At 57.7% G+C, this 18,572-nt stretch carries 16 protein-coding genes and 2 tRNA genes; 1 reads left to right on the forward strand and 17 read right to left on the reverse strand.

Annotated features, from left to right (window positions below; all coding sequences use genetic code 11):
- Positions 1–2: 2 nt before the first annotated feature.
- The 12 genes from rbfA to rlmE form a co-directional block, all read right to left on the reverse strand.
- Positions 3–398: a 30S ribosome-binding factor RbfA gene (gene rbfA / locus A7D21_RS19945; RefSeq protein WP_016973761.1), complete on the reverse strand. Its 396-nt coding sequence runs from the start codon at positions 396–398 to the stop codon at positions 3–5.
- Between the two features lie 159 nt (positions 399–557).
- A complete protein-coding gene (gene infB / locus A7D21_RS19950; RefSeq protein WP_069552498.1) occupies positions 558–3,074 on the reverse strand; it encodes a translation initiation factor IF-2 in 2,517 nt (838 codons plus the stop codon).
- A 27-nt stretch (positions 3,075–3,101) separates the two neighbouring features.
- On the reverse strand, positions 3,102–4,583 hold the full coding sequence (nusA, locus tag A7D21_RS19955) for a transcription termination factor NusA (RefSeq protein ID WP_003212187.1): 1,482 nt from the start codon (positions 4,581–4,583) through the stop codon (positions 3,102–3,104).
- 47 nt (positions 4,584–4,630) lie between these two features.
- Complete coding sequence (gene rimP / locus A7D21_RS19960; protein ID WP_003235029.1) at positions 4,631–5,089, reverse strand: ribosome maturation factor RimP; 459 nt, start codon at positions 5,087–5,089, stop codon at positions 4,631–4,633.
- 140 nt (positions 5,090–5,229) lie between these two features.
- Positions 5,230–5,306, reverse strand: a tRNA-Met gene (locus A7D21_RS19965).
- Positions 5,307–5,402: 96 nt separating this feature from the next.
- Positions 5,403–5,488: transfer RNA gene (locus tag A7D21_RS19970), tRNA-Leu, on the reverse strand.
- Positions 5,489–5,510: 22 nt separating this feature from the next.
- Positions 5,511–5,894 carry a preprotein translocase subunit SecG gene (gene secG / locus A7D21_RS19975; protein WP_010206600.1) on the reverse strand — a complete coding sequence of 128 codons (384 nt, stop codon included), beginning with the start codon at positions 5,892–5,894 and terminating at the stop codon, positions 5,511–5,513.
- A gap of 4 nt (positions 5,895–5,898) precedes the next feature.
- Positions 5,899–6,654, reverse strand: a complete 756-nt coding sequence (gene tpiA, locus A7D21_RS19980; protein WP_003194193.1) for a triose-phosphate isomerase — start codon at positions 6,652–6,654, stop codon at positions 5,899–5,901.
- Between the two features lie 66 nt (positions 6,655–6,720).
- Positions 6,721–8,058, reverse strand: coding sequence for a phosphoglucosamine mutase (glmM, locus tag A7D21_RS19985; RefSeq protein ID WP_053258075.1), 1,338 nt, complete (start codon positions 8,056–8,058; stop codon positions 6,721–6,723).
- A gap of 16 nt (positions 8,059–8,074) precedes the next feature.
- Positions 8,075–8,926 carry a dihydropteroate synthase gene (gene folP / locus A7D21_RS19990; protein ID WP_069552499.1) on the reverse strand — a complete coding sequence of 284 codons (852 nt, stop codon included), beginning with the start codon at positions 8,924–8,926 and terminating at the stop codon, positions 8,075–8,077.
- Positions 8,927–8,934: 8 nt separating this feature from the next.
- Positions 8,935–10,845, reverse strand: a complete 1,911-nt coding sequence (gene ftsH, locus A7D21_RS19995; RefSeq protein ID WP_017478564.1) for an ATP-dependent zinc metalloprotease FtsH — start codon at positions 10,843–10,845, stop codon at positions 8,935–8,937.
- A gap of 200 nt (positions 10,846–11,045) precedes the next feature.
- Complete coding sequence (gene rlmE / locus A7D21_RS20000) at positions 11,046–11,696, reverse strand: 23S rRNA (uridine(2552)-2'-O)-methyltransferase RlmE (RefSeq protein ID WP_032862906.1); 651 nt, start codon at positions 11,694–11,696, stop codon at positions 11,046–11,048.
- A 105-nt stretch (positions 11,697–11,801) separates the two neighbouring features.
- On the opposite strand from rlmE, the gene A7D21_RS20005 reads away from it, so the two are divergent.
- Positions 11,802–12,110, forward strand: a complete 309-nt coding sequence (locus A7D21_RS20005; RefSeq protein ID WP_017139256.1) for a YhbY family RNA-binding protein — start codon at positions 11,802–11,804, stop codon at positions 12,108–12,110.
- A gap of 23 nt (positions 12,111–12,133) precedes the next feature.
- Here the strand turns inward: A7D21_RS20005 and A7D21_RS20010 are convergent, their stop codons facing one another.
- The 5 genes from A7D21_RS20010 to dapB all read right to left on the reverse strand — a co-directional run bounded on the left by A7D21_RS20010 (position 12,134) and on the right by dapB (position 18,569).
- Complete coding sequence (locus A7D21_RS20010) at positions 12,134–12,538, reverse strand: hypothetical protein (RefSeq protein WP_053258077.1); 405 nt, start codon at positions 12,536–12,538, stop codon at positions 12,134–12,136.
- A 28-nt stretch (positions 12,539–12,566) separates the two neighbouring features.
- Entirely contained in the window at positions 12,567–13,043 is a 477-nt protein-coding gene (gene greA, locus A7D21_RS20015; RefSeq protein ID WP_069552500.1) for a transcription elongation factor GreA, read from the reverse strand.
- Complete coding sequence (gene carB / locus A7D21_RS20020; RefSeq protein WP_017139259.1) at positions 13,040–16,261, reverse strand: carbamoyl-phosphate synthase large subunit; 3,222 nt, start codon at positions 16,259–16,261, stop codon at positions 13,040–13,042. Before carB ends, greA begins: the two co-directional genes overlap by 4 nt.
- 105 nt (positions 16,262–16,366) lie before the next feature.
- Complete coding sequence (gene carA, locus A7D21_RS20025) at positions 16,367–17,503, reverse strand: glutamine-hydrolyzing carbamoyl-phosphate synthase small subunit (RefSeq protein ID WP_069552501.1); 1,137 nt, start codon at positions 17,501–17,503, stop codon at positions 16,367–16,369.
- 259 nt (positions 17,504–17,762) lie between these two features.
- A complete protein-coding gene (gene dapB, locus A7D21_RS20030) occupies positions 17,763–18,569 on the reverse strand; it encodes a 4-hydroxy-tetrahydrodipicolinate reductase (RefSeq protein WP_069552502.1) in 807 nt (268 codons plus the stop codon).
- Between the last annotated feature and the right edge of the window lie 3 nt (positions 18,570–18,572).

The raw sequence follows: 18,572 nt of genomic DNA on the forward strand, positions 1-18,572 counted from the left end.
GCTTACTCCTTGGCGTCTTCAGGTGTGGACGGGTGCTGGCTGTCTTCCGCCACGGCGCGCTCGATCAGTGCCGACAGGTGCGCACCACGCACGACGCTTTCGTCGTAGTGGAAATGCAACTGAGGCACGCTGCGCAGCTTCATTTCACGGGCCAACTGCATGCGCAGGAAGCCTGCAGCCGAATTCAGCACCTTGATGCTTTGCGCGATTTCTTCGCTGCTGTCCTGCCCCATCACGGTGATGAAAATTTTCGCGTGACCAACGTCACGGCTCACTTCAACGGCGGTGATGGTGACCAGGCCAACGCGTGGGTCTTTGACTTCGCGACGGATCAGCTGGGCCAACTCGCGCTGCATTTGATCGCCGATACGCTGGGTACGGCTGTATTCTTTTGCCATGTCTTGTTACCTGTTACTGCCACACGGTGAAACCCGTGGGGTCTGAAAGCGGCAAACGCCCGGCCTGACAAAAGCCAGACCGGGCGTTGCGTTTAGAGTCCGTACGCTGCGCGGGGCATCTGCATGCCCACACGTTGCGTGGCTCCGGAAGTGCGCGAGTTAGAGGCTGCGAGCAACCTGAACCTTCTCGTAGACTTCGATCTTGTCGCCAGCCTTGACGTCGTTGTAGCTCTTGACGCCGATACCGCATTCCATGCCGGCACGTACTTCAGAAGCGTCATCCTTGAAGCGGCGCAGGGATTCCAGCTCGCCTTCGAAGATAACGATGTCTTCACGCAGTACACGGATTGGACGGTTACGGTGCACAGTGCCTTCGATAACCATACAGCCGGCAATCGCGCCGAATTTCGGCGAACGGAACACGTCACGGACCTCGGCAACACCCAGGATGTTCTCCCGGACGTCACTGCCAAGCATGCCGGTAAGGGCTTTCTTGACGTCTTCGATGATGTCGTAGATGACGTTGTAGTAACGCATGTCCAGGCCTTCCTGCTCGACGATCTTGCGAGCGCCAGCATCGGCACGCACGTTGAAACCGAACAGTACAGCGTTGGAAGCCAGTGCCAGGTTGGCGTCGGACTCGGTGATACCACCGACACCGCCACCGACAACACGCACTTGCACTTCGTCGTTACCCAGGCCGTTCAAGGCGCCGTTCAACGCTTCGAGAGAACCACGAACGTCAGATTTGAGGACGATGTTGAGCGTCTTCTTCTCTGCCTGACCCATGTTCTCAAAGATGTTTTCCAGCTTGCCGGCGTGAGCACGAGCCAGTTTGACTTCGCGGAACTTGCCTTGACGGAACAGAGCCACTTCACGGGCTTTCTTCTCGTCAGCAACTACGCTCATCTCGTCGCCAGCGTCCGGAGTACCGTCCAGGCCGAGGATCTCGACAGGGATGGAAGGACCGGCTTCTTTGATTGGCTTGCCGTTCTCGTCGAGCATGGCACGTACACGGCCGTAGTTCGAACCGACCAGCACCATGTCGCCTTGGCGCAGGGTACCGTCTTGAACCAGTACGGTTGCAACCGGGCCACGACCTTTGTCGAGACGCGATTCAACCACAACGCCACGACCCGGGGCCGATGGAGTGGCTTTCAGTTCGAGTACTTCAGCTTGCAGCAGGACTGCTTCGAGCAGTTCGTCTACACCGGTACCGACTTTCGCCGAGACCGAGACAAACGGCGTATCACCGCCCCACTCTTCGGACGTCACGCCGTGAACCGACAGTTCGCTACGGATGCGATCAAGATCGGCGCCCGGCTTGTCGATTTTGTTCACTGCAACAACCAGTGGAACACCAGCAGCCTTGGCGTGCTGGACAGCTTCAATGGTCTGCGGCATCACGCCGTCGTCCGCTGCAACAACCAGGATCACGATGTCAGTCGCCTTGGCACCACGGGCACGCATTGCGGTAAACGCGGCGTGACCTGGGGTGTCGAGGAAAGTAACCATGCCGCGTTCGGTTTCAACGTGGTACGCGCCGATGTGCTGGGTGATACCGCCGGCTTCGCCAGCAGCTACCTTGGCACGACGAATGTAATCGAGCAGCGACGTCTTACCATGGTCAACGTGGCCCATTACGGTCACGACTGGCGCACGGGAGAACGTCTCACCTTCAAACTTCAAGGACTCGGCCAGGGAGTCTTCCAGAGCGGTATCGCTGACCAGGGTCACTTTGTGGCCCAGTTCTTCGGCTACCAGTTGAGCAGTTTCCTGATCAAGCACCTGGTTGATGGTCGCTGGAGTACCCAGTTTGAACATGAACTTGATGATTTCAGCAGCCTTGACCGACATCTGATTGGCGAGATCGCCAACAGTGATGGTCTCGCCGATCTGCACATCACGCACGACAGGGCCGGTTGGGCTCTGGAAACCGTGGGCGTTACGCTTTTTCAGCTTGGCCTTGCCGCGACCACCACGACGGAAGCCATCGCTTTCTTCGTCGGTAGTACGAGGGGCAACGCGTGGAGCAGGCGCTTTCTCTTTGACCGAGGCACGATGCGGAGCGTTTTTACGCTCGCCATCGCCACCACCACCGCGACGATTATTATCGTCGGCACGTGGTTTGTCCGGACGACGAGGTTCGTCACGCTTGCGAGCGTCAGCTGCAGGAGCAGGTGCAGCGGCAACCGGAGCGGCCTCACGCACAGCTTCAACAGGCGCGGCGACCGCCTCAGTGGCAGCAGGTTGCGCAGCAGCAGGCTGGCGACGCGCTTCTTCTTCGGCGCGACGCTTGGCTTCTTCTTCAGCCTTCTGACGAGCAGCATTTTCTACTGCGCGACGTTCTTCCAGTTCGCGTTTGCGCTCGGCTTCAATTTCTTCCGGGCTGCGCTGTACGAAGACTTTCTTCTTGCGTACTTCAACGCTGATGCTCTTGCTACCAGCAACACGCAAGGTGCTGGTGGTTTTGCGCTGCAATGTAATCTTGCGCGGTTCTTCCACTTTCGCCTTGTGGCTGCTCTTCAAGTGAGTCAGCAAAGACTGCTTCTCACTGTCGCTCACACCTTCATCGGCGGCGGTGTGCGGCAGACCTGCCTCACGCATCTGCTGCAACAGGCGCTCTACCGGTGTTTTGACCTCATCGGCCAGTTGTTTCACCGTGACTTGCGTCATGCACTTCTCTCCTCAGGCCGCGCCTAGTTACTCGAACCAATGGGCTCGGGCGGCCATGATCAACTTGCCGGCACGATCATCGTCAATGCCGTCGATGTCGAGCAGATCGTCAATAGACTGCTCGGCCAGGTCTTCGCGGGTAATTACGCCGCGCACCGCCAGTTCCATCGCCAAATCCTTGTCCATACCCTCAAGCGAGAGCAGGTCTTCGGCCGGATGGGCGTCTGCCAGCTTTTCCTCAGTAGCGATGGCTTTAGTCAACAAACGATCCTTGGCCCGAGCGCGAAGCTCGTTGACGGTGTCTTCGTCAAAGCCGTCGATGTTGAGCATTTCTTCCAACGGTACGTAGGCAATCTCTTCCAGGCTGGTGAAGCCTTCATCTACCAGCACCTGCGCCAGGTCTTCGTCGACTTCCAGCTCGTCGATGAAGTTGCGCAGGATGTCACCGGTTTCAGCTTGCTGCTTAGCCTGGATGTCCGATTCGGTCATCACGTTCAGGGTCCAACCGGTCAGTTGGCTGGCCAGACGCACGTTCTGACCACCACGACCAATGGCCTGAGCCAGATTGTCTGCGCCAACGGCGATGTCCATTGCATGGGCATCTTCGTCAACGATAATTGCCGCCACTTCAGCTGGCGACATGGCGTTGATCACGAACTGCGCCGGGTTATCGTCCCACAGGACGATGTCCACACGCTCACCGCCCAACTCGCCCGACACTGCCTGGACGCGCGAACCGCGCATACCAATGCAAGCACCTTGCGGGTCAATGCGTTTGTCCTTGGAGCGGACCGCGATCTTGGCGCGCGAACCCGGGTCGCGGGACGCAGCCATGACTTCGATCAGGCCTTCGGCGATTTCCGGCACTTCAATACGGAACAGCTCGATCAGCATTTCCGGCGCGGTACGCGACAGGATCAACTGAGGGCCGCGGTTCTCGGTGCGGATTTCCTTGAGCAGCGCACGCAGACGTACGCCAACCCGGAAGGTTTCGCGAGAGATGATGTCTTCGCGGGCCAGCAACGCTTCTGCGTTGTTACCCAGGTCGACGATCACGTTGTCGCGGGTGACTTTTTTCACGGTGCCGGAGATAATTTCACCCAGGCGCTCGCGATAAGCGTCAACGACTTGAGCGCGCTCGGCTTCGCGAACCTTCTGCACGATGACCTGCTTGGCGGTCTGTGCAGCAATACGGCCGAACTCGATCGATTCGATCTTTTCTTCGACGACATCACCTACCTGAGCGCCAGGGTGCGTTTCGGCAACCTTGCTCGGCCAGGTTTCGATGGCCGGATCATCAAGATCGGCTTCTTCGACGACCGTCCAGCGACGGAAAGTCTCATAGGCACCGGTGTGGCGGTTGATTTCCACACGCAGATCCACTTCGTCTTCAAAACGCTTTTTGGTAGCAGTGGCCAGGGCCAGCTCCAGCGCTTCAAAAATCACGTTTGCCGGTACGCCCTTTTCATTGGATACCGACTCAACAACCAGCAGTACTTCTTTGCTCATCGTACGCCTCGCCTTTCGCAAGCCATTGGATCCGCGGGATCCGCGTCTCAGTCAAAACTGGGAATAATGTTGGCCTTGTCGATCATATCGATCGGCAACAGGAATTCATGGTCTTCTACCTGCACCACGACATCCTGTTCTTCTACACCGCGCAGAAGGCCCTGAAAGTTGCGTCGCCCTTCGAACGGGGAGCGCAGCTTGATCTTCACTTGTTCACCGGCAAATTTTGCAAACTGATCAATAGTGAACAGTGGGCGTTCCATGCCTGGCGAGGAAACTTCGAGGGTATATTCAACGGAGATTGGATCTTCAACATCCAGGACACCGCTGATCTGACGGCTGACAATGGCACAATCGTCCACCAGCACACCGCCCTCTTTATCGATATAAACGCGCAACATTGAGTGGCGACCTTGAGCCGAAAACTCAATACCCCAGCATTCATAGCCTAGGGCCACGACCACCGGGGCCAACAAGGCCTGCAACTCTTCTAGCTTGCTCGACACCTGAACCCCCTCGTGCATGTATGTGCATGCTGTGCAAAATAAAAAAATGGGCGAAACGCCCATCCTTGAAACGCCGTCGAATAGCGGCGTTGAAAGTGTCCAGCTAACAAAAAGCCCCTTAAAAGGGGCTCCGCTAAAACTGGTTGCGGGGGCCGGATTTGAACCGACGACCTTCGGGTTATGAGCCCGACGAGCTACCAGACTGCTCCACCCCGCGACAAAGCTGGGGCGGAAGTATACGACCGATCCCTTACAGGGTCAATGTAACCTTCCACCTACAAGAAAGCCCGCAACAGCGGGCTCTCCTGATAATTGGTACCGAGAAGGGGACTCGAACCCCTACACCCTATGGGCACAACCACCTCAAGGTTGCGTGTCTACCAATTCCACCACCTCGGCAATACAGCGTTTACAACCCTTCTTACTTCTGCTCTTGAGCTGGAGGCACGTCAGTCGCTGGAGTAGCCGACTTTTGCTCTTGAAGCACCGGGACATCATCAGAAGCCGGTTTTGCTTTTGGTACTTCCAACACTGCTGGGTTTGGGAGACCTACTTGAGTCAGCACATGAGCTTTCTCTTTAGCAAAGTAACCTAACCCCAAGCTGGTTATGAAGAAACCGGCGGCAAGTATAGCAGTAAACTTACTAAGAAAGGTAGAGGAACCTTGGCTTCCGAACACAGTATTTGAAGCACCTGCACCGAAAGACGCACCAGCATCCGCACCTTTACCCTGTTGCAACAAAACCAGGGCAACTACGCCCAGGGCAGCCAACAGATGAAAAACGACTACGACTGTTTCCAGCATTTTTTCAGTTTCCCGCGGCGCGACAAATCGCACCGAACTCATCTGCATTCAGGGAAGCTCCACCAATGAGCCCCCCATCGATATCCGGCATGCCGAACAGTTCGACCGCATTGGCCGCCTTCACGCTGCCGCCGTATAGAAGCCGCACACCTTGCGCGACCTCAGAATTCTCTGCCGCCAACTGTGCGCGAATGGCTGCGTGCACATCCTGCGCCTGTTGCGGTGTAGCAGTCAGCCCGGTGCCAATGGCCCAGACCGGCTCGTAAGCAATTACTGCCTTTGCAAACGCACCAACACCCAGCTCCTCGATGATGCTGCCCAGCTGACGCGAGACAACTTCAAGAGTTTTACCCGATTCACGCTGCTCAAGGGTCTCCCCTATGCACAACACCGGAATCAAGCCACAAGCCTGTGCCGCTGCGAACTTGCGATTAAGTGTCCCATCACGCTCGCCCATCATCTGACGGCGCTCGGAGTGCCCGACAAGCACATAGGAACAACCCGCATCTACCAACTGACTCGGCGAAATCTCACCGGTCAAAGCACCTTGCATGGGCTCCACCGCAGAATTCTGCGCGCCGACCTGAATCGACTTACCTTTCAAGCCATCAACCACTTGGTTGATATGCAAGCAAGGCGGGAAAACCGCAACATCAACACCGCTAGGCAAGGCCAAGTGACGAAGGCCATTGATCAGCTCAGCGACACTGGCGCGGGTACCGTGCATCTTCCAGTTACCAGCTACCATAGTGCGACGCATGCTGTACCCCGTCGGTCAAAGTGGGCGCAGATGTTACCCAACCACATCAACACTGGCAAGCCGAATTCAGGCGCAAATTTCAGTTACCAGTTTTGCCAGGTCTTCGGCATGGCCGCGAACCTGTGTTTCATCTTCACCTTCGACCATGACGCGCACCAGAGGCTCCGTGCCGGACTTGCGCAGTAACACCCGCCCACGCCCCGCCATTGCCAGGGTCACGCGCTCGCAGGCGTCTTTGACCGCAGGGTGCTCGATCGGGTTTTCGCCACCGGCAAAACGCACATTGAGCAAAACCTGCGGGCACTTACGCAGCGCCTGGCGCGCCTGAGCAAGGCTCTCCTCACGACGACGCAAGGACAGCAGCACCTGCAAGGCGGCAATAATCGCATCGCCAGTCGTCGTGTGCTGGAAGCAAACCACATGCCCCGAGTTCTCACCGCCCACCTGCCAGTTACGCTCCAGCAGTTCGGCGATCACATAGCGGTCACCGACATTGGCGCGCACGAAGGGAATTCCAAGGTCTGCCAAGGCCAGTTCCAGCCCCAGGTTGCTCATCAGGGTGCCAACGACGCCGCCCTGTAACTTGTCACGCTCATGCAGGTCGCGAGCAATGATGAACAACAAATCATCGCCATCCACGATAGCCCCAGTGTGATCCACCATCAGCACACGATCGCCATCTCCGTCGAACGCAATACCAAGATCAGCATGCTCAGCCAGGACAGCCGCCTGCAACTGCTCCATATGGGTGGAGCCGCAGTTTTCGTTGATATTCAAACCATTCGGCTGAGCCGACAGCACCGTCACATCGGCGCCCAGCTCCTTGAATACACTCGGAGCCACTTTGTAGGTCGCACCATGGGCGCAATCGACAACAAGCTTCAGCCCGGCAAAATTGGTACTGGTCGGCACGCTGCTCTTGCAAAACTCGATGTAGCGGCCAGACGCATCGTTGATGCGCGAGACCTTGCCCAGCTTGCTGGACTCAACCACCGTCATCGGTGCATCCAGCAGCTCTTCGATCATCAGCTCGATTGCATCCGGCAACTTGGTGCCCTGCCCCGAGAAAAACTTGATGCCATTGTCATCATGAGGGTTGTGCGAGGCACTGATCACGATACCGGCTTCAGCGTGGAAGGTACGCGTCAGGTAAGCGATCGCCGGTGTCGGCATTGGCCCCAGCAGCATTACGTCAGCACCTGCGGCGGACAAGCCGGCCTCCAGCGCGGACTCAAACATGTAACCGGAAATACGGGTGTCCTTGCCCACCAGAATGCGGCAAGCGCCCATGCTGCGGAACGCCATGCCTGCCGCCCAACCCAGCTTGAGCATGAAATCAGGAGTAATCGGAAATTCGCCGACCCGACCACGGATACCGTCGGTGCCAAAATATTTTTTAGTCATAAGTGCTCCATCGTTCTTATTCGGCTGATTCTACCGCGGCAAGCATACGCACTACGTCGACAGTCTCGGCGACGTCATGCACACGCAAGATACGCGCGCCCTTGGTAACCGCAAGCGCTGCCAGAGCAAGGCCACCGTACAACCGCTCACCCACCGGACGATTCAATGCAAGCCCTATCATGCTCTTGCGCGAAACACCGACCAACAGGGGCCGACCAAGCGCATGCAAGGCTTCCATATGCTTGAACAGGCTTAAATTGTGCTGAAGGGTCTTGGCAAAGCCAAACCCGGGATCAAGGATGATCTTCTCGGCAGCGATTCCCACCTTGGTGCACTGAGCGATCCTTTCAGCAAGAAACCCACTCACTTCACCCACGAGATCGTCATAGTGCGGATTGTCTTGCATATTGCCGGGCTCGCCCAGCATATGCATCAGGCACACCGGCAGACCGGTTGCCGCTGCTGCATCCAGGGCACCGTCCCGCTGCAGGGAGCGCACATCGTTGATGAGTCCCGCCCCCAGGCGCGCTGTCTCGCGCATCACGGCCGGAGTGGATGTATCCACCGAAATGATCACATCCAGCTCGCGAGCAATGCGCTCGACGACTGGCGCCACTCGCTCCAACTCCTCAAGGGGAGAAACAACGCGAGCACCCGGGCGAGTCGACTCACCCCCCACATCAATCAAGGTCGCGCCAGCCGCCACCATCGCCTCGGCATGACGCAATGCGGCATCGAGTTGACTGAAGCGGCCACCGTCGGAAAAGGAATCGGGGGTTACATTAAGAATGCCCATGACATGTGTATGGGCCAAATCAAGAACCCGGTTGCCGCAAGGCAACCGGGTTAAGGACAACGCAGAAGTCATTTCAAACCTTAGTGGTCAGCTGCCGGACCGCCGATCGGGGCTTCAGGGCGCTCGTTCTGAACCACTGGCGGAGTACCAGAAGTGCCCGAACCACCTTCCCAATCACGAGGCTCACGAGGTGTACGACCCGCCATGATGTCGTCGATCTGGTCGGCATCAATGGTCTCGTACTTCATCAACGCATCAGCCATGGCATCCAGCTTGTCGCGGTTGTCGGTCAGGATCTGTTTGGCCGTGCCGTAGCACTGGTCAATGATGCTGCGCACTTCGGAGTCGATCAGCTTGGCCGTTTCACCCGAGAAGCTGGCAGCTTGACCGCCACCGCCACGACCCAGGAACACTTCGCCTTCTTCTTCGGCATACATCAAGGGACCAAGCTTTTCAGACAAGCCCCACTTGGTCACCATGTTCCGCGCAATCTGACTGGCACGCATAATGTCGTTGGAGGCGCCGGTGGTGACGCCATCAAAGCCAAGCGTCATCTCTTCAGCAATACGACCACCATACAGTGAGCAGATCTGACTGATCAGCGCACGCTTGGAGAGGCTGTAACGATCCTCTTCAGGCAGGAACATGGTGACACCCAGCGCCCGACCACGAGGAATGATCGACACCTTGTAAACCGGGTCATGCTCAGGCACCACACGACCAACAATGGCGTGACCGGCTTCGTGATAAGCGGTGTTCTGCTTCTCTTTCTCGGACATGACCATGGATTTGCGCTCGGCGCCCATCATGATCTTGTCTTTTGCCAGTTCGAACTCTTTCATTTCAACGATGCGCTTGCCGGTACGGGCAGCGAACAGCGAAGCCTCGTTCACCAGGTTGGCCAGGTCAGCACCGGAGAAGCCTGGCGTACCACGGGCAATCACGGCCGGAGCCACATCGTCACCCATCGGCACTTTGCGCATGTGTACTTTCAAAATCTGTTCGCGACCACGGATGTCCGGCAGACCCACCACAACCTGGCGGTCGAAACGGCCTGGACGCAGCAGCGCAGGGTCCAGTACGTCCGGACGGTTGGTGGCGGCGATGACAATAATGCCGTCATTCATTTCGAAGCCGTCCATCTCCACCAGCAACTGGTTGAGGGTCTGCTCACGCTCATCGTGACCACCGCCCATGCCAGCACCACGATGGCGACCAACAGCGTCGATTTCGTCGATGAAAATGATGCACGGGGCGTGCTTCTTGGCCTGCTCGAACATATCGCGAACACGGCTGGCACCAACACCGACAAACATCTCGACGAAGTCAGAACCGGAAATCGTGAAGAACGGCACCTTGGCTTCGCCGGCAATCGCCTTGGCCAGCAAGGTTTTACCGGTGCCCGGAGGGCCGACCATCAGCACGCCGCGAGGAATACGGCCGCCCAGGCGCTGGAACTTGCCCGGATCGCGCAGGAATTCAACCAGCTCACCGACTTCTTCCTTGGCTTCATCACAACCTGCGACGTCAGCCAGGGTGGTCTTCACCTGATCCTCGGAGAGCAGGCGTGCCTTGCTCTTGCCGAAGCTCATCGGCCCGCCCTTGCCTCCCGCGCCACCTTGCATCTGGCGCATGAAGAACATGAACACGGCGATAATCACCAGGATCGGGAAGCTGGCCACCAGGAGCTGGGTCCAGATGCTCTGCTGCTCAGGCTGCTTGCCTTCAACAACCACATGGTTATCCACCAGGTCGCCGATCAGACCGTTGTCCTGAATTGCCGGACGAATGGTCTTGAAGCTGTCGCCATCGTTGCGTTTGCCGGTAATCACGTAGCCATCAACCGCTACGCGCTCGACCTTGCCATCCTTAACTTGCTGGATGAAGTCGGAATAGTTGAGGGTCTGCGGCTCGTTAGGGCTGGAGAAGTTGTTCATCACCGTCACCAGGACAGCCGCGATGATCAACCACAGGATCAGATTCTTTGCCATATCGTTCAATTAACTACCCTCTGAAGCAAGCTCCGCTACTGGCGCGCGCTTCGCATGATATTCACCGGCCTAACTTACTACATTACCTACAACTCTGGCAGGCGCCGTCTGTAACCCTTTGTGAAACTTTGACTACACAATATTCGTAAAGCTTCATGACGAAAGCGATATAAAAAAACCTATCGCCTTCCTCGAATTTCTCAAAAACGCTCTTCACTCGCTGCACCTTCAACACCGCGGAAGCCGCGGCACAGCAGGTATTGCTCGCGAGACCTGTCTCGGGAAGAGTCAGGTTTGCGCGTTTGCACCTTGTCGAACAGCTTGCGGATGTTCTTGTGGTACTCGTCAAAACCTTCACCCTGGAAGACTTTCACCAGAAAATCACCGCCAGGACGCAAAACCCGACCTGCCAAATCCAGCGCCAGCTCACAAAGGAACATCGCGCGCGGCATATCAACAGCCGGTAATCCACTCATATTGGGGGCCATGTCGGAAATCACAAGGTCTACCTGCGAATTTCCCACAGCTTCAAGGATCTGTGCGAGCACCGCGTCCTGGGTGAAGTCACCATGAACAAAGGTCACATCCGGGATGCTGTCCATTTCCAGAATATCGGAAGCGATCAGTCGACCTTGCCCACCAATCAGACGACTGGTCACTTGGGACCAACCGCCAGGGGCTGCGCCAAGGTCAATAACGCTCATGCCTGGACGAATCAATTTGTCCTTGTCCTGGATCTCCAGCAGTTTGTAGCTGGCCCGGGAACGGTAGCCGTCCTTTTGCGCCTTTTTGACGTAAGGATCGTTGAAATGCTCTTGCAGCCACTTAAGACTAGTTTTGGAACGGGCCACGGGCCACCTCGAAAATAAAACGGGTCGTGATTAACTGGGCGGTCCCGGACTCGCTCGGGTAAACTGGCCGCCGCTTTTTACAAGATCAGACGCAGGGGTCAGATTATGCCGCTCACTCAAGAGCAGAAGAAACAGTACAAATCCATTGGCCACCATCTGAAACCAGTTCTGATTGTGGCAGACAACGGTTTGACTGAAGGTGTGTTAGCCGAACTTGAACGCGCATTGGGCGATCACGAACTGATCAAGATCAAGGTCAACATCCTTGACCGCGAAGCGCGTTTGGCCGCCATTGCAGAACTGTGCAAGGTCGGCAAAGCGGATCTGGTTCAGGTCATCGGCAAGATGGCGCTGCTGTATCGCAAGAACTTCAGCGTCAACAAGCAGCTGTCGAACGTACACCGCTTCAAATAATAGCTGTCAAATGACAACAAGGGTCACGGGCGTGCTTCGCGCGCCCTGCCACTCCATCCCGGCGCCGGCTGTATAACCAGCACCAGGCCGGAGAACCCTAGCACAAGATAGCTGAATAGCTGCCAGCGCAACGCTTGCGGCAGCCACACATGCACCACGCAAAACATTGCGCACGCATAGAGCGCCATCAACAGCAGTTGGCCGCGAATATCCCGCCACAAGCTCCCCAAACCCTCGGCCTTGACCAGCACCAATGCCTGGAGCGTCACGCACGCCGCTGCAAAACCGACCAGCAGCGCACTCAGCATTCCGTTGAGCTCATCGATCAGCAGCGGCGCCAGGCCAATCAGGCCCAGCACCGGCAACACACCGATGTGCAACAACCATAGGCCGCCCACCCAAAGCATCTGGGCGAGCTGCCAAAGCATGGCACCCGCGCGAAGCGGGCGCCGCCTTTCAGACGTGACGGACTTCAACAATCTCGTACTCGGTCACGCCACCTGGCGTCTTAACGGTCACCACATCCCCCTCTTCCTTGGCGATCAAGGCGCGGGCCAGTGGTGAACCGACGGAGATCTTGCCGAGTTTGAAGTCAGCCTCGTCCTCACCGACGATTTGGTAAACCACGCTTTCGTCCGTTTCGACGTTGGCGATTTCCACGGTGGTGCCGAAAATCACCTTGCCGGTTTTAGTAATGGTCGTTACGTCGATCACCACCGAATTCTGCAGGCGGCCTTCGATATCACGGATCCGCGCCTCAACCATACCCTGCTGCTCGCGAGCAGCGTGGTATTCGGCGTTTTCCTTCAAGTCACCCAGCTCGCGGGCCGTACCGATGTCCTGGCTCAGCTTTGGACGGACGACCTTGGTCAGATGGGCGTGCTCCTCTTCCAGGGCCTTGAAGCCCTGGACGGTCATTGGGTATTTGGTCATGCCTTCAATCCTGCGTGTAGATCCTGCAAGCGACGCACGGTCTTTTCCGGACCGAACTTGAGCGCTTCGCAGATGGCTTCGCCAGCAGCAATAGTGGTGGTGCAGTAGATCTTGTGCTGCAAGGCATTACGACGAATGGAGTAGGAATCCGCTATCGACTGGCGACCTTCGGTGGTGTTGATGATCAGCGTGACTTCGTCATTCTTGATCATGTCGACCACATGCGGACGGCCTTCCGTCACCTTGTTCACGCGACGCACTTTCAGGCCGGCAGCTTCGATCAGCTTGGCGGTCCCAGCGGTGGCCACGACTTCAAAGCCCAAGTTGATCAGATCACGGGCCACGCCTGCAACCAGCGGTTTGTCGTCGTCACGCACGCTGATGAATGCAGTACCACCGGTCGGCAGCACTTCACTGGCACCCATCTGGGCCTTGGCGAATGCTTCACCGAAAGTGTCGCCCACACCCATCACTTCACCGGTGGACTTCATCTCTGGGCCCAGGATCGGGTCCACACCAGGGAATTTGGCGAATGGGAACACCGCCTCTTTCACGCTGTAGAAGTTAGGAATGATTTCCTTGGTGAAGCCGATTTCCTTCAGGGTCTTACCCGCCATCACGCGGGCAGCGATCATGGCCAGGGACACACCGATGCACTTGGATACAAATGGCACGGTACGCGAAGCACGCGGGTTGACTTCGATGACGTAGATGTCTTCGCCTTGCAGTGCCAACTGAACGTTCATCAGGCCGACAACGCCCAGTTCCAGGGCCATTTTCTTGACCTGTTCACGCATCTCGTCCTGGATGTGCGCCGGCAGCGAGTACGGCGGCAGCGAGCATGCGGAGTCACCGGAGTGAACACCCGCCTGTTCGATGTGCTGCATGATCGCGCCGATCACGACGTCGGTACCGTCGCAAACCGCATCCACGTCCATTTCGATCGCGCAGTTGAGGAAGTGATCCAGCAGCACCGGGCTGTCGTTGGACACTTTCACCGCATCACGCAGGTAACGCTTGAGTTCTTCTTCTTCGTAAACGATTTCCATCGCACGGCCGCCCAATACGTAGGACGGACGCACCACCAGCGGGTAGCCGATCTTGCTGGCTGCACGAATGGCTTCGTCTTCGCTGCGCACGGTAGCGTTAGGCGGCTGACGCAGGTTCAGGCGCTCAACCATTTGCTGGAAGCGCTCACGGTCTTCGGCACGGTCGATAGCGTCAGGGCTGGTACCGATGATCGGCACGCCGGCTGCTTCCAGTGCGCGAGCCAGTTTCAGCGGGGTTTGGCCGCCGTACTGGACGATCACGCCCTTTGGCTTCTCGACGCGGCAGATTTCCAGCACGTCTTCCAGGGTTACCGGCTCGAAGTACAGACGGTCGGAAGTGTCGTAGTCAGTGGAAACGGTTTCCGGGTTGCAGTTGACCATGATGGTCTCGTACCCATCTTCGCGCAGGGCGAGGGCGGCGTGTACGCAGCAGTAGTCGAACTCGATGCCCTGGCCGATACGGTTTGGCCCGCCGCCCAGGATAATGATCTTGTCGCGGCCCGACGGCGCGGCTTCGCACTCTTCCTCGTAAGTGGAGTACAGGTACGCGGTGTCAGTGGCGAACTCGGCCGCGCAGGTGTCAACGCGCTTGTAGACCGGGAAGATTTCCAGCTTGTGGCGGTGGGTGCGCAGGTTCTTCTCGGTCACACCCAACAGCTTGGCCAGACGCTGGTCGGAGAAGCCTTTGCGCTTGAGGCGGAACATCAGGTCGCGGTCGATAGAGGACAGACCGAGGGTCTTGACCTTCTCTTCTTCCTTGATCAGGTCTTCGATCTGCACCAGGAACCAAGGGTCGATCATGTTCATGCCGAAGATCTGCTCGACGGTCATGCCGGCGCGGAAAGCATCGGCCACGTACCAGATGCGCTCGGCGCCCGGCACGGTCAGCTCGCGCTTGAGCACGCTCATGCTTTCCGGGTTGCTCAGGTCGAGCTTTTCATCCAGGCCGCAAACACCCACTTCCAGGCCGCGAAGGGCTTTCTGCAGGGATTCCTGGAAAGTCCGGCCGATGGCCATGACTTCACCCACGGATTTCATCTGGGTGGTCAGGCGCGCGTCAGCCTTGGCGAATTTCTCGAAGGCAAACCGTGGCAGCTTGGTCACAACGTAGTCGATAGACGGCTCGAAGGACGCCGGAGTAGCGCCGCCCGTGATTTCGTTTTGCAGCTCGTCCAAGGTGTAACCGATCGCCAACTTGGCAGCGATGCGCGCAATCGGGAAGCCGGTCGCTTTCGATGCCAGTGCCGAAGAACGCGACACACGCGGGTTCATCTCGATCACGACCATACGACCGGTGTCCGGGCAGATACCGAACTGAACGTTGGAACCGCCGGTTTCAACGCCGATCTCACGCAATACCGCCAACGAGGCGTTACGCATGATCTGGTATTCCTTGTCCGTCAGGGTCTGTGCCGGAGCAACGGTGATCGAGTCACCGGTGTGCACGCCCATCGGGTCGAAGTTTTCGATGGAGCAGACGATGATGCAGTTGTCCTTCTTATCGCGGACAACCTCCATTTCGTACTCTTTCCAGCCGATCAGGGATTCGTCGATCAGCAGTTCTTTAGTCGGCGACAGGTCCAGACCGCGCGCGCAGATTTCTTCGAACTCTTCACGGTTGTAAGCAATACCGCCACCGGTGCCGCCCATGGTGAAGGACGGACGAATGATGCACGGGAAGCCCAGCTTTTCGAGAACCGCGTTGGCCTCTTCCATGCTGTGGGCAATACCGGAGCGCGGGCAGTCAAGGCCGATGGACTTCATGGCCTTGTCGAAACGCGAACGGTCTTCAGCCTTGTCGATGGTGTCGGCATTCGCGCCGATCATCTCAACGCCGAATTTTTCCAGCACGCCTTCGCGCTCCAGGTCCAGGGCGCAGTTCAGTGCAGTCTGGCCGCCCATGGTTGGCAGCAGTGCGTCTGGACGCTCTTTCTCGATGATCTTGGCAACCGTCTGCCACTTGATCGGCTCGATGTAGGTGGCGTCGGCCATGTCCGGGTCGGTCATGATGGTGGCCGGGTTGGAGTTCACCAGGATGACGCGGTAGCCCTCTTCGCGCAGGGCTTTACAGGCCTGGGCGCCGGAGTAGTCGAATTCACAGGCCTGGCCGATCACAATCGGGCCAGCGCCGAGAATCAGGATGCTTTTTATGTCTGTACGTTTTGGCATGGGTTTGTCACTCAAATCCGCAGGTCAGTCGGCAAGCCGTCTTGAACAATCTTTGAAGAGCTTGCGGGGGCCACCGGCATTCGGGGCCGCCCGCAAGCCACTCAGTCAGCGTCGCTTGGCCATCTCATTGATGAAACGGTCGAACAGCGGCGCTACGTCGTTCGGGCCCGGGCTTGCTTCAGGGTGGCCCTGGAAGCTGAACGCGCTCTTGTCGGTGCGCTCGATGCCTTGCAGGGAGCCGTCGAACAGCGACTTGTGAATCGCACGGACATTGCCCGGCAAGGTCGCTTCATCCACCGCAAAGCCGTGGTTCTGGCTGGTGATCATTACAACGCCAGTGTCCAGGTCTTGCACAGGGTGGTTGGCGCCGTGGTGGCCATGACCCATTTTGAGGGTCTTGGCACCGGAGGCCAGGGCCAGCAGCTGGTGACCGAGGCAGATGCCGAACACCGGAATCTCGGTTTCCAGCACTTCCTTGATTGCCTTGATGGCGTAGTCGCATGGCTCAGGGTCGCCCGGGCCGTTGGACAGGAACACACCGTCCGGCTGCATGGCCAGCACGTCGCTGGCCGGGGTTTGCGCCGGCACCACAGTAACGCGGCAACCGCGCTCGACCAACATGCGCAGGATGTTGTACTTGACGCCGTAGTCGTAAGCCACAACGTGGTACGGCAGCTCGGAGGCTTCGATGGTCGCGTGACTGTCGGTCTTCAGGTCCCAGACAGTGGAGCGCCACTCGTACTTCTCTTTCACGCTGACAACTTTCGCCAGGTCCATGCCTTTCAGGCCGGGGAAACCTTGGGCTGCGGCAATCGCCGCCGCTTCGGAAATATTGTCACCGACCATGATGCAGCCGTTCTGCGAGCCTTTTTCACGCAGGATGCGTGTCAGGCGGCGCGTATCGATACCGGCGATCGCCACAACGTTGTTGGCTTTCAGGTAATCGGACAGCGACATCGTATTACGCCAGTTGCTCGCAACCAGTGGCAGGTCACGAATCACCAGACCGGCCGACCAGACACGATCAGACTCGACGTCTTCCGGTGTAGTACCGGTGTTGCCGATGTGCGGATAAGTCAGGGTAACGATCTGTTGGGCGTAGGAAGGATCGGTAAGGATTTCCTGATAGCCGGTCATGGCAGTGTTAAACACCACCTCTCCAACGGTTTGACCGTCGGCTCCAATGGCTTCGCCGCGAAAAATGCTGCCATCAGCAAGGGCGAGTATGGCTGGCTTAGTCAAGAAGACCTCCCGTAAATAAAGCCTGAAAGGGCGATCGCAGGTTGTAAAAAAGCGGAGTGGCGTATGGACACGTCACCCCGCTTCTTCACTGAATTATTCTGCGCTCTTTTAGTGGACACACTAAAGCTGTAGCTTACAGAAAAAGGCTTTTTTGGTCCACCGCTAATGAGCCTTAAAGGCAGGGGAATGCGACAGGACGTCGCTTAGCGGTTAAAAACGGGGCCTCAGGATAATCCCGAGCCCCCGTTTTAGCTACTGATTAGTGCAGATCCAGCACATCGCGCATGTCATACAGACCAGGCTCGCGGCCTTCCAACCAGAGCGCAGCACGTACGGCGCCCTTGGCAAACGTCATGCGACTGGAGGCTTTGTGGGTGATTTCCAAGCGCTCGCCTTCGGTAGCAAACAGCACGGTGTGATCACCGACCACATCACCGCCGCGAACGGTGGCAAAGCCAATGGTGTCACGCGCACGCGCACCGGTATGGCCTTCACGCCCGTAAACAGCAACTTTCGACAGGTCACGCCCCAGCGCATCAGCGATTGCCTCGCCCATGCTCAGCGCGGTCCCCGACGGCGCATCGATCTTGTGGCGGTGATGCGTCTCGATGATCTCGATATCCGCCTCGTCACCCAGCACACGAGCGGCCATATCGAGCAGCTTGAGCGACAGGTTCACACCGACACTGAAGTTGGCAGCGAAGACAACCGGAATATCCTTGCCCGCCTCCACCAACAACTGCTTCTGCTCGGCACTCAGCCCGGTCGTGCCGATCACCATGGCCTTACCCGCCTTGCGGCAGAACGCCAGGTTTTTCAGCATGACCTCTGGCAGAGTGAAGTCGATGAGCACGTCGAATTCGTCAGCCACCGCCTCCAGATTACCGGCCAGCGAAACGCCAATGCGCCCCAGCGAGGCCAGCTCACCGGCATCCGCCCCCAACAACGTGCTGCCGGGACGAACAATCGCCGCGGTCAACCCGCAAGCCGGCGAGCGCTGCTGCACCGCCTCAACCAGCGTTTTGCCCATGCGCCCGGCAGCGCCCATTACGGCTATACGTCGCATATT

The organism is Pseudomonas sp. AP19, from assembly GCF_001728855.1.
GTDB classification, from domain to species: domain Bacteria; phylum Pseudomonadota; class Gammaproteobacteria; order Pseudomonadales; family Pseudomonadaceae; genus Aquipseudomonas; species Aquipseudomonas fluorescens.